This window comes from Vibrio sp. McD22-P3, assembly GCF_021568915.1.
Classification (GTDB): Bacteria; Pseudomonadota; Gammaproteobacteria; order Enterobacterales; family Vibrionaceae; genus Vibrio; species Vibrio mediterranei.
The window spans coordinates 419,103-431,885 of sequence record NZ_JAKGTN010000001.1 but is presented as its reverse complement, the minus strand read 5'-3'; the positions used below and the strand labels follow the sequence as shown (position 1 = coordinate 431,885).

At 45.5% G+C, this 12,783-nt stretch carries 9 protein-coding genes; 7 read left to right on the top strand and 2 right to left on the bottom strand.

Annotated features, from left to right (window positions below; translation table 11 throughout):
* The first annotated feature begins 163 nt into the window (after positions 1–163).
* The 6 genes from rlmD to L2W36_RS01900 all read left to right on the top strand — a co-directional run bounded on the left by rlmD (position 164) and on the right by L2W36_RS01900 (position 9,225).
* Complete coding sequence (rlmD, locus tag L2W36_RS01925) at positions 164–1,477, top strand: 23S rRNA (uracil(1939)-C(5))-methyltransferase RlmD (protein ID WP_236109190.1); 1,314 nt, start codon at positions 164–166, stop codon at positions 1,475–1,477.
* A gap of 69 nt (positions 1,478–1,546) precedes the next feature.
* On the top strand, positions 1,547–3,769 hold the full coding sequence (gene relA, locus L2W36_RS01920; RefSeq protein WP_107306343.1) for a GTP diphosphokinase: 2,223 nt from the start codon (positions 1,547–1,549) through the stop codon (positions 3,767–3,769).
* A gap of 95 nt (positions 3,770–3,864) precedes the next feature.
* Positions 3,865–4,671, top strand: coding sequence for a nucleoside triphosphate pyrophosphohydrolase (gene mazG, locus L2W36_RS01915; protein WP_031493536.1), 807 nt, complete (start codon positions 3,865–3,867; stop codon positions 4,669–4,671).
* A gap of 162 nt (positions 4,672–4,833) precedes the next feature.
* A complete protein-coding gene (locus L2W36_RS01910) occupies positions 4,834–6,474 on the top strand; it encodes a CTP synthase (RefSeq protein ID WP_038228988.1) in 1,641 nt (546 codons plus the stop codon).
* Positions 6,475–6,549: 75 nt separating this feature from the next.
* Positions 6,550–7,851 carry a phosphopyruvate hydratase gene (eno, locus tag L2W36_RS01905; RefSeq protein WP_063605881.1) on the top strand — a complete coding sequence of 434 codons (1,302 nt, stop codon included), beginning with the start codon at positions 6,550–6,552 and terminating at the stop codon, positions 7,849–7,851.
* Between the two features lie 198 nt (positions 7,852–8,049).
* Complete coding sequence (locus L2W36_RS01900) at positions 8,050–9,225, top strand: Ldh family oxidoreductase (protein ID WP_006075619.1); 1,176 nt, start codon at positions 8,050–8,052, stop codon at positions 9,223–9,225.
* A gap of 24 nt (positions 9,226–9,249) precedes the next feature.
* On the opposite strand, the gene L2W36_RS01895 is transcribed toward L2W36_RS01900, so the two are convergent.
* Positions 9,250–10,302, bottom strand: a complete 1,053-nt coding sequence (locus tag L2W36_RS01895; RefSeq protein ID WP_236109189.1) for an AraC family transcriptional regulator — start codon at positions 10,300–10,302, stop codon at positions 9,250–9,252.
* Between the two features lie 113 nt (positions 10,303–10,415).
* Here L2W36_RS01895 and L2W36_RS01890 point away from each other — a divergent pair, with 113 nt between their 5' ends.
* The gene (locus L2W36_RS01890) at positions 10,416–11,555 is read left to right on the top strand and encodes an arginase family protein (RefSeq protein WP_006075617.1); all 1,140 of its coding nucleotides are present in this window, start codon (positions 10,416–10,418) and stop codon (positions 11,553–11,555) included.
* Positions 11,556–11,643: 88 nt separating this feature from the next.
* Here the strand turns inward: L2W36_RS01890 and L2W36_RS01885 are convergent, their stop codons facing one another.
* Positions 11,644–12,783, bottom strand: a complete 1,140-nt coding sequence (locus L2W36_RS01885; RefSeq protein ID WP_236109188.1) for a glycerate kinase — start codon at positions 12,781–12,783, stop codon at positions 11,644–11,646.

The following is a 12,783-nucleotide window of genomic DNA, read 5'->3' as shown; positions in this document are numbered from 1 at the left end:
CATCTGCTGGGTGGATATGGGACAATAGCCAGTATTGCATCCTCAAGATGACGTAAGCTTAATCAAAGCAGCGCTGTTCGACAATCATTCAAATAAAGAATAGTGAAACTCTAACAAATTTTTATCGAAGCAGCGCATTACGCTCTGCTCACTGGGTACAGTAATGGCACGTTTTTTTAAACCAACAAAGAAATCTTCATTCTCAAAAAAGCACCAAGAGGTGAACATTGAACGCATGGACCATCATGGTGCAGGTATTGGTTACTTAAATAACAAACCGGTATTTGTTGAAGGTGCGCTCACAGATGAGAAGGTGTTGGTGCAGTTAACGGAAAGCAAAGCAAAGTTTGCTAAGGCTACCTTGATCAAAGTGCTAGAAGCTTCTGAGCAACGCGTGAAGCCATTTTGTCCTCATTACCATGAGTGTGGCGGCTGCAATCAGCAGCATGTAGAACGTCAGCAGCAGATTGAAAACAAACAAGTAGCCTTATCACAATTGATGAATAAGTTAGCGGGCCAATCTGTGCCGTTAGCTCCCTCTATTACTGGAGAAGGTCTTGGTTATCGCCGTCGTGCTCGTTTGAGTATTCACCTCGATAAGCAGCGCAACTTAGTCATGGGGTTTCGCCGTAAGCAGAGCAATCACATTGTTGAGATTGACCACTGTCCGGTATTGAATGCGCAATTAAACGCATTGATACCGCCATTACGAGACATATTCGCAGGCTTTAAACAGCAACAGTCACTTGGCCACCTTGAATTGGTCATGGGTGATAATGGACCTGTGGTTGTTGTTAGGCACATCAAACCTTTGACTAATCACGATCAAAAACGCTTGGTCGATTTTGCTGACAGTCAGGCACTCACGCTTTACCTGATGCCAGAGTCAGGGCAGTTACAACTAATAACGGGTGAACAGCCTTATTATTCGGAAGTAGGGGTTGAATTACCCTTCCTGCCGACACACTTTATTCAAGTGAACCGCGAGATAAATAGCAAAATGGTCGCTCAAGCACTGGAGTGGCTAGCGCCTAAATCCAGTGACAATGTACTCGATCTTTTTTGCGGCTTGGGTAACTTCACTTTACCTTTGGCGAAACTATGTCAACGTGTCGTAGGTGTTGAAGGTATTCAAGATATGGTGGATTGGGCGCAGCAAAATGCCGCGCTTAATCACCTAACGAATGTTGAATTTTATCAAGCAAATCTCGAGCAAGATCTCTCTGAGATGTCATGGGCAAAACAACAGTTTGATAAAATCCTGCTTGACCCTGCCAGAGCAGGCGCAAGCGGCGTGATAGATCAAGTTTCTGCACTAGGAGCAACGCGAGTGCTTTATGTTTCTTGCAATCCTGCTACCCTTGCCAGAGATACTCAAAGCTTGATTGAGCAGGGCTATAAGTTGGTTCGATTGGGTATGATGGATATGTTCCCTCACACCAGTCATCTAGAATCCATGGCGCTGTTTGAGAAGTAGCTGAATTAAAATGAGAACAAGCTAACTGGGATAGGTTAGTTAACCAATAAAACTAGGAAGAAAAAAGAAATGGTTGCGGTAAGAAGCGCGCATTTGAACCCTAACGAACAGTTCGAGCTAGACAAATGGATTGCTTCTCTAAAGCAAGACAAGAACACCTCGAAAAGGCTTAAAGAAGTTTACCGTCAGTGCGAAGATATTGTCGCTGGCAGTGAACAGGGGTCCTTGTTGTTGTGGCGCGGCAGAGAGATGATTGAGATCCTCATTACCCTTTCGATGGATAAAGCCACGCTGGTGGCTGCTCAGTTGTACCCTGTTGTTTCTAGTGGCATCTACGATAGAGAGCAGCTAGAAGAAAACTATGGCAAAGAAACCATTAAGCTGATTGATGGCGTCGAAGAGATGGCGGCTATTGGTCAACTTAACGTGACGCTAGAAGGCTCAGAGGCGTCGGGTCAAGTCGATAATGTCCGCAGAATGTTGCTGGCGATGGTGGATGATTTCCGTTGTGTGGTCATCAAGCTGGCTGAGCGTATTTGTAACCTTCGTGAAGTCAAAGATGAGTCTGACGAAGTTCGCCGAGCCGCCGCTAAAGAATGCGCCAACATATATGCTCCTCTTGCCAACCGTTTAGGGATTGGTCAGCTAAAATGGGAAATCGAAGATTACGCTTTCCGTTATCAGCAACCAGATACTTATAAACAGATTGCTAAACAATTGTCTGAGCGCCGCATTGTTCGTGAGCAATATATCAAAGACTTTGTGGATGATTTGACGGCTGAAATGAAGGTGTCGAACATCCTTGCTGAAGTCAGTGGTCGCCCTAAGCATATCTACAGCATTTGGCGAAAAATGCAGAAGAAAAGCCTCGATTTTGATGAGCTTTTTGACGTGCGCGCTGTACGCATCATCGCTGAGCGACTGCAAGATTGTTATGCGGCACTCGGTGTTGTTCACACCAAATACAAGCACCTTCCTAGTGAATTTGATGACTATGTGGCGAACCCTAAGCCCAATGGTTATCAGTCTATTCATACCGTTATTCTTGGTCCTGAAGGTAAAACGATAGAGATCCAAATCCGAACTAAGCAAATGCATGAGGATTCGGAGCTAGGTGTTGCTGCACACTGGAAATACAAAGAAGGTGGTAGTGGCGGCCGTAGCGGATACGACGAGAAAATTACCTGGTTGCGTAAGCTACTGGATTGGCAGGAAGAGATGTCAGACTCTGGCGAAATGCTGGATGAACTTCGTAGCCAAGTATTTGATGACCGTGTGTATGCCTTTACGCCTCGTGGCGATGTGGTTGATTTGCCTATGGGGGCAACACCACTGGATTTTGCTTACCACATTCACTCCGAAGTGGGACACCGCTGTATCGGTGCCAAAGTGGCAGGTCGCATTGTTCCATTTACTCATAAGCTATCTATGGGTGATCAGGTTGAGATCATTACTGCCAAAGAGCCAAACCCGTCTCGTGACTGGTTAAACCCATCGCTTGGCTTTGTTCACTCTGGTCGTGCGCGCGCCAAAATTAACGCTTGGTTTAGAAAGCAAAGTCGTGAGAAGAACTTAGAAGCTGGCCGTGAAATTCTTGAAGATGAATTAGCCAAAATCGGTGCAACGATCAAAGACGCTGAACAATATGCCTTGAAGCGTTTTAACGTTAACACTCCAGATGAGCTGTATGTTGGTATTGGTAGTGGTGATTTACGAATAAACCAAATCATTAATCACATCAACGCATTGGTTAATAAGCCAACGGCCGAAGAAGAAGATCAACAAGCACTTGAGAAACTTCAAGAGTCAGAAGGCAAAGCACCAGCTCAAAGCCGACCGCATAAAGACGCAGTTGTCGTGGAAGGTGTCGATAACTTGATGACGCATTTGGCACGCTGCTGTCAGCCAATTCCGGGCGATCAAATCAAAGGTTATATTACTCAAGGTCGTGGTATTTCGGTTCACCGAGCTGATTGTGAGCAGTTAGAAGAACTCAGCCATCACGCACCAGAGCGTATTATTGATACCGTTTGGGGTAGTGGCTTTGTTGGCTCTTATATTTTGACTATTCGCGTTGAAGCTATGGAACGTGGCGGATTACTAAAAGACATCACCACACTGCTTACTAACGAAAAGATCAAGGTGACCACTATGAAGAGTCGCAGTGATTACAAGCGTCAGTTATCGATTATGGATTTTGACCTAGAGCTGACGAATATCGAAGTGCTGTCACGCGTGACTAAGCGTATTGAACAAATTAAAGACGTCATGAGTGTGAAGCGCTTGGGTTAAGCAAGACTCAAGTGGGCGTTATACTGACGTAATCACATCATGTTGAACAATAATAAAAGGTTGGTTTTCCAACCTTTTTGTTTAGGAATCTAACTATGTCTCAACCCATTGAACAACTTCTCACTATTATGGCTCAGCTTCGGGATGAGCAGCATGGCTGTCCATGGGATCGCAAACAGACCTTCGAAACCATCGTACCGCACACCATCGAAGAAACGTTTGAAGTGGTCGACGCTATTCATAACCAAGACTGGCAAAATCTGAAAGAAGAGCTGGGCGATTTGTTGTTTCAAGTGATTTTCTATAGCCAGATGGCAAAAGAGCAAGGGTTATTTGACTTCAACGAGGTTGTTGAGGGATTGAATGACAAGCTCACTAGACGTCATCCGCACGTTTTTTCTGATGTGGAATTTGCAGATGAAGCCGCTATCAATGCCAATTGGGAAGCTGAGAAAAAGAAGGAAAAGGCTGAGGTAGGCAAAAACGAAGAAAGTATTCTAGACTCAATACCACAATCGTTACCTGCACTTTCAAAGGCCAATAAAATCCAGAAACGTTGCGCTAAATATGGCTTTGATTGGGATGCGTTAGGACCTGTCGTTGACAAGGTTCAGGAAGAAGTTGAAGAGGTGGTTCAGGAAGCGATTCAGGTTGATGTTGATGAAGAGAAGCTGGAAGAAGAGGTCGGAGATCTATTGTTTGCCGTAGTGAATCTTTCTCGACATTTGAAAAAAGATCCTGAGGTTGCGCTGAGAAAAGCGAACAATAAATTTTCTCGTCGCTTTAAAGGTGTTGAGGCAAGGGCTGGCGAAGATGGTAAATCCCTTACAGACTTTAGCCTTCAAGAGCTTGACCAGTTTTGGAATGACGTAAAAAAACAAGAAAAGTCCTCGGATTTGTGAACCGCTTCTCATTGGTGTAAGTTTCTACAATTGATTTGAAGCAAAAAATAAAAATTTTGAATGTGATAAGTTTCACGTTGTGGCGGTAAAGGGCTTCTGGTATATTTGCATCCCGTCCAGAAGAAATCCATTTTCCCTCATTCAACCAACTTCAGGTTAAACATGACGACAAATTATATTTTTGTTACTGGCGGGGTAGTATCCTCTCTAGGTAAAGGTATTGCAGCAGCATCTCTTGCAGCAATTTTAGAAGCACGTGGTCTTAAAGTGACCATGATGAAGCTTGACCCTTACATCAACGTTGACCCGGGCACAATGAGCCCAACTCAGCACGGTGAAGTGTTCGTCACGGAAGATGGCGCTGAAACTGACCTTGACCTTGGTCACTACGAGCGTTTCATCCGTACCAAGATGACAAAACGCAACAACTTCACTGCTGGTCGTGTTTACGCTGATGTTCTTCGCAAAGAGCGTCGTGGTGACTACCTAGGTGCAACTATTCAGGTAATCCCTCACATTACTAATGCTATTAAAGATCGCGTGATCGCTGGCTCTGAAGGCCACGATGTCGCTATCGTTGAAGTTGGTGGTACAGTAGGTGATATCGAATCACTACCGTTTATGGAAGCCATTCGTCAGTTAGCCGTTGAGCTTGGTCGTGAGCGTGCAATGTTTATGCACCTAACTTTGGTTCCTTACCTAGCAGCAGCTGGTGAAGTGAAAACCAAGCCGACTCAGCACTCTGTAAAAGAGCTACTGTCTATCGGTATCCAACCAGACATTCTTGTTTGCCGTAGTGATCGTATGATCCCTGCAAACGAGCGTAAGAAGATTGCGCTTTTCTGTAACGTTCAAGAAAAAGCGGTAATCTCAATGAAGGACGTAGATTCTATCTACAAGATCCCTCAACTAATTAAAGCGCAAGGTCTAGACGACCTAGTATGTTCACGCTTTGGTATCTCTGCTCCAGAAGCTGATCTTTCTGAGTGGGAACAGGTAATTTACGAAGAAGCTAACCCAACGGCTGAAGTAGTTATCGGTATGGTAGGTAAATACATCGAACTACCAGATGCTTATAAGTCTGTAAACGAAGCGCTAAAACATGCAGGCCTTAAAAACCGCCTGAGTGTGAAGATTAAGTACGTTGATTCACAAGACGTGGAAACAAAAGGCGAAGAAGCGCTAGCTGGTCTAGACGCAATCCTTGTACCTGGTGGCTTCGGTGACCGTGGTGTTGAAGGTAAGATCCTTGCTGCAAAATACGCTCGTGAAAACAAAGTACCTTATCTAGGCATCTGTCTAGGTATGCAAGTGGCACTTATCGAATACGCGCGTAACGTTGCGGGTATGGAAGGTGCACATTCAACAGAATTTAACAAAGAGACTAAATACCCTGTGGTAGGCTTGATCACAGAGTGGGTAGATGGTGAAGGTAAAGTTGAAGAACGTACCGAAACGTCTGATCTTGGCGGTACAATGCGCCTTGGTTCTCAGCTATGTCACCTAGAAAAAGGGACAAAAGCGTACGAACTATATGGCAACGCTAAGATCCATGAACGTCACCGTCACCGTTACGAAGTGAACAACGTACTTCGTCCACAGATTGAAAAAGCAGGTCTTAAAGTTTCTGGTCTGTCAGCAGACAAGAAACTAGTTGAAGTGATTGAGAACCCAGCTCACCCATGGTTTGTAGCTGCGCAGTTCCACCCAGAGTTCACTTCAACGCCTCGCGATGGTCACCCGTTATTTACAGGCTTTGTGAAAGCGGCGGGCGAATTCCAGCGCGGTACTGAAGAAAAGTAAAAGGATACGGGCGGTTGCGAAGGTTGTGCGGCTGCCCTTAATTTTGACATTTATATTCAATGAGAGGAAACATTAATGTCTAAGATCGTTAAAGTTCTAGGTCGTGAAATCATCGACTCACGTGGTAACCCAACTGTAGAAGCTGAAGTACACCTAGAAGGCGGTTTCGTAGGTATGGCGGCAGCTCCATCTGGCGCATCTACTGGTTCTCGTGAAGCTCTTGAGCTACGTGACGGTGACAAAGCACGTTTCCTAGGTAAAGGTGTTCTTAAAGCTGTTGAAGCTGTTAACGGTGCAATCGCTGAAGCTCTAGTTGGTAAAGACGCTAAAGCTCAAGCTGAGATCGACCAAGTGATGATCGACCTTGACGGTACTGAAAACAAGTCTAAGTTCGGCGCGAACGCTATCCTAGCAGTTTCTCTAGCAAACGCTAAAGCAGCAGCTGCTGCTAAAGGCATGCCTCTATTTGAGCACATCGCTGAGCTTAACGGCACTGCTGGCGTATTCTCTATGCCTCTTCCAATGATGAACATCATCAACGGTGGTGAGCACGCAGACAACAACGTTGACATCCAAGAGTTCATGATCCAACCAGTTGGTGCTAAGACTCTTAAAGAAGGTCTACGTATCGGTGCGGAAGTATTCCACAACCTAGCTAAAGTTCTTAAGTCTAAAGGCTACAGCACTGCAGTTGGTGACGAAGGTGGTTTCGCTCCTAACCTTAAGTCTAACGCTGAAGCTCTAGAAGTTATCGCAGAAGCTGTTGCAGCTGCTGGTTACGAACTAGGCAAAGACGTTACTCTAGCTATGGACTGTGCAGCATCTGAGTTCTTCGACAAAGAAGCTGGCATCTACAACATGAAAGGCGAAGGTAAGACTTTCTCTTCTGAAGAGTTCAACCACTACCTAGCTGAGCTAGCTAACCAATTCCCAATCGTTTCTATCGAAGACGGTCTAGACGAGTCTGACTGGGATGGCTTCAAGCACCAAACTGAACTACTAGGTGACAAGCTTCAACTAGTAGGTGACGATCTATTCGTTACTAACACTAAGATCCTTGCTGAAGGTATCGAGAAAGGCGTTGCTAACTCTATCCTTATCAAGTTCAACCAAATCGGTTCTCTAACTGAGACTCTAGCTGCTATCAAGATGGCTAAAGACGCAGGTTACACAGCTGTAATCTCTCACCGTTCTGGCGAAACTGAAGATGCAACTATCGCTGATCTAGCGGTAGGTACTGCTGCAGGTCAAATCAAAACTGGTTCTATGAGCCGTTCTGACCGTGTTGCTAAGTACAACCAGCTAATTCGTATCGAAGAAGCTCTAGGTGAAAAAGCACCTTACAACGGTCTTAAAGAAGTTAAAGGTCAAGCTTAATCGCTGATTTTTAAATAGCTTTTGTAAAGCCGCTCTTTATAGAGCGGCTTTTTTTATGCCTGAATATTATTGAATAGGACATCCAACGGGGTAACGAAGGAGTAACAGTATCCAGTATGTTACTTATGAAATAACTCAGATGCGCTAAAGTGATTACAGTTCAATAAAACGTATCCCTACTTACTAGAGGAAAAGATCATGGCTAAAGTGACCAGCCCTACTACTACGTTTAATAACGAGTATTTTTCATTCATTGTTTCTGAGTCATGGAAACACATCGGTGCTGACCAAACTCACGCTGATATCCTTGCTCACAACCTATTGGTTGGTGGCCTACAAGGTAAACTTCACCAAGGTCTTGGCGTTATCGAAGCAGTAACGATTCCATACGAAGCAGGCATCCTAGATCCTACATCGACGCCAGAGCTAGAGTCTGAAGGTGATACTTGGGCAGTATACAACGGTAAGAAATCTTCTGGTCACTACGTTTGTACGCTAATGGCTCAAACGGCTATCGAGAAAGCACGCAAACACGGTATCTCAATCGTATTTGGTTACGACCACTGTGACGGCGGTAACTTCTCTAACTACACACAGATGGCAATGAAAGAAGGCATGTTTGCGATGTCTTCAAACAACTCTGTACCTCTTAATGCACCATTCGGTGGTATGGATCCAGCAATGTCTTGCCCTCCGTTCGATGCAGCTCTAGTTGGTGGTGAAGAACTACCTCTAGTCACATCTATCATGATCGGTGAAGGCTACGACTCTCACATCTGTGACGCTATCGTAAACGACCGCGACCTACACGTTGCAGCGCTTGTTGACCAAGACACTGGTGAGCTAACAGCTGACGCTCGTAAGTGGGGCTCACTAATCGAAGGTTACGGCCGTGTAGCTGACTGTAAAGCACCGTGGACATTCCTAACACCACGCCTTTACTCTCTAAACATCTGGAATGAAGTGATGACGGCAATCATCAACCCGAAAGGTAAGATTGCTCCTGAGCTTCCAGCAGTGCCAAGTGACTTCTTCACGATGGAAGATGCGCCATGTCCAGTAGGCGGTTCTTACATTCTAGTCATCGACCCAAGCCACTTTGGCCCAATCGAAGAAGTGAAACGTAAGAGCGACATGTTCGTGAAAGCGATTAAAGAAAACCGTCCTCGTGCTGGCTTCAACGAAGTTTACATTCCAGATGAATGGGGCTTAAAAGCACTCTCTACGGCAACCGATGAGCACCAAGTTATGGACGCTCACTGGGTTGGTTTCAAAGACTTCCTAAAACGCTCTGGCACTTCTATCGAAGAGTTGAACGCGAAATGGGAAGCGAAAGTTGGCGCTGAACGCGCAGCTGAAACTATCCGCAAATAATTTTAAAATCAGACGCACTTGATTTTATGCCCAGTCTCCCTCGGACTGGGCTTTTTTCGTTTCTAGCTTGAATTGTGAAGGCGAAACCTGATGATAAGCTTTGAACGCACGAATAAACGGTGGTGCCGAGTGATAGTCGAGGAGGTTGGCAATATCGGATAACGATAATGAAGTCTTCAGTAAATACTCATTGGCCATTTGCATTCGAACGTCGAGCACGAGTTGTTTGTAAGTTTTACCTTCATCATGAAGTCGTCGTCGTAAGGTTCTTGCGGTGAAGCCTAAATCTTCAGCCATTTGTTCCATGGTGGGTACTCCGGAAGAGAGAAGAGCGTACAGGCGCATTCTTATCTGATCGCAACTGGTGCTGGCTCGTGATTGCTGGTTCATCTCCGCACTGTGCTTCGCTGCGATATTGGCGACTAAGGATTCATTCGCAGAGATGGGCATATCGATCCACTCAATGGGGAGCCTAATTTGATTACTCGCTGCGTTGAAGGTCGGCATGATACCTAAATACTGGTGATAGAGGTGTTTATAACTTGGCGCGGCATAACTAAGGGAAATTGAGACTTTATCTTTATCAAATTGCTCTCCCAAGAGCTTTTTTATTCCAAGGTAGTAATGACCAATGCTGTCTTCGATAGTGTAGGGCTGCGGCGTCCAAAATGCGGAACGATCTTCGGCAGTGATATAGGCATATTCTCGGTCGTAGGCAATACGAATATCCACGTAGTCACTGGTCATCCAGGGTATATGAATGATCGTTTCTAATAGCTGCTTAAGTGTCTTACAGCCTAGCATGGCAAAGCCCAAAGCTCCGGTGTCTTCAATGGTAAGCCTACTTGCGATGCGTAATCCGATACCATCGATGTTCAACTGTTCCATGGACAATTTCATTAACCTCAGCACTTGTTGAGTCGTCATCAATTCATAATGACCATAGCTAATACGTCTGATTTTAGCGCGGCGAAGAAACGGATCGATAGCCAGTGGCTGTTTCGCCAAATCTCTGAGTAATGATTCCCAGTGGCCAACAATGGCTTGCAAAAACTGCTGCTGATGTAGGGAGCTCATGTTGTTGTCCTGAAATGTAATCTAATTGGCCGAAAATGTAATTATAGTAAGCGAGGTGAGTGGATACAATATAGACATCGCTGAAAAGCAGAAAAAACAATGAGGACAATAATATGTTCAAGCCAAAACGTGTAGAAATTTCAAAAGAGAAACTCGAACTTTACCAAGATATTTATTGGAATAAGTCGGATGCAGACTTTTATATCAATGAAGACATCGCTCCAATGCAGCAGCGTATGGCGGAACAAGGTGTAGAAGCATTCAGTTTACTGGGTAAAGAGCATGTTGGTGCATTTGGCGCACCTTATGTGAACAGCTTTGAAAACGCGGACATTGTTATGTATGGCTTGACCATGGATAAGTGTTCACCAAATGCTGGTGGTCATAAATTTGGTCCTGGTGCGATTCGTGATGCCTCTAAAACTGGTATGGGCCTTATTCACCAAGATGGCACGATGCCATTTGAACTATGTAACATCATCGATTACGGAAACTGGGATGGCCTTGGTCAGTTCAACTTAGATGAAGAAATGCGCAATGCGCAGAAAGTGGTTGATGACATGGTGATCAACCACGGCTGTACTCCATTCTTCTTTGGTGGCGACCATACTGTTGCTTACCCAGGGCCTGCGGCACTTGCGAAAGTGCACGGTCCGGTTTCACTGATTCATATTGATGGTCACTTTGACCTACTCACACGTGCTGACTTTGATTACGAGTCATATTCAGGTAACTGGTATTGCCGCCTAGCATCAGAAGGTGCTATCGACCCAACGACCAGTGTCAGCATGGGTATGCGCGGTCGCTGGTGTGCATCTCAACAAGGCAAAGCGAAGGCGATTGGCGGTAACTTCTACTTGGCTGATGAAATTTACGATTTAGGCGTGGATTACATCGTAGAACAGATCCTTGAGAAACAAGGTGATGGTCGTCCGGTGTACCTAACCTTTGACTTAGATGGGCTAGATCTTCTTGATCACAGTGCAAACTCAAGCCCAGATCCATTTGGTGTTTCTGCTCGCATGTATTACGACATCTTCCGTAAACTTCGCGCGACTAAGCGTATTAATTTAGTGGGTGCTGATATTGCCGAGTTTGCGCCTCAGAAAAACTCTGACGAGAAAGATGCGCTGCTTACTGCTGCATTTGGTTGGGAGCTTCTAGTATGGCTAGCTGAATGTCGCCACATCCGCGAAGGTAAGAAGAACCCAACAGAATGGCCAATGAGCTTCGGTCGTAACATCGAGTTCTAATAGCATTTCTTGCGCTTAACGCGACGGTAGGAATGATAATAAAAAATGCCCACTCAATTGAGTGGGCATTTTGTGTTTCTAAAGCGGATTATTTGCTGAAGTTCATCGCCATTGCCGCTGCAATATTACGAGAGGTCATTTCAACGTTGAACGCCGCTTCTTTTAAGGCGGTTGGTAGGTCAGTCGCACCTAGTACTACGCTGTACGCCGCATCAATACCGTGTTCGTGAACCACTGCGCAGTCTTTTGCTGTGCTACCTGCAATGGCTATCACAGGAATGTCGTATTGCTTCGCAGTACGTGCCACACCAATAGGCGTCTTACCATGAATGGTTTGGCTGTCAATTCGGCCTTCACCGGTAATCACAAGGTCTGCATCTTTTACCACTTCGCTTAGGTTCACCGCATCCATCACAATTTGGATACCAGGACGTAGTGATGCATCAAACAAACCAAGTAGCGCTGCACCGAGGCCACCAGCAGCACCGGCGCCTGCGGTATCAATGACATCACGACCGTTAGTAGCTTTGATGACACTGGCATAATGCGCAAGGTTGCTATCGAGGGTTGCCACGATCTCTGGTGTTGCGCCTTTTTGTGGACCAAACACGTGCGAGGCGCCTTTAGGACCACACAGAGGATTATCAACGTCACACGCGACCTCCAAGCGGATGTCTTTCAGGCGAGCATCAAGGCCTGATAGGTCAATGCTGGCTAGCTTATTGAGTTCTCCACCGCCAAAGCCAAGTTCATTACCTTGTTGGTCCAGCAATTTAGCACCAAGAGCCTGCGCCATACCTATGCCGCCATCATTGGTAGCGCTGCCGCCAATACCAACAATAATGTGCTTCACACCGCGCTCTAGCGCCGCTTTGATTAATTCGCCAGTTCCATAAGTTGTGGTAACAAGCGGGTTGCGTAGTTCAGGTTCAACCAGATGTAGGCCTGATGCCGCAGCCATTTCAATAATAGCTGTAGAACCATCCCCCATAAGGCCGTAGAAGCCTTCAACTTGCTGACCTAAGGGGCCAGTAACTTGGCAAGTAACAATCGAGCCTTCAGTAGCATCAACCAATGATTGAACCGTACCTTCACCACCGTCCGCCATTGGAAGTTTGATATATTCAGCATCGGCAAAGATTTTCTTAAAACCGGTTTCGATCGCTTCGGCAACTTCCATGGCCGTTAAGCTTTCTTTGTATGAATCTGGAGCAATAATAATTTTCAT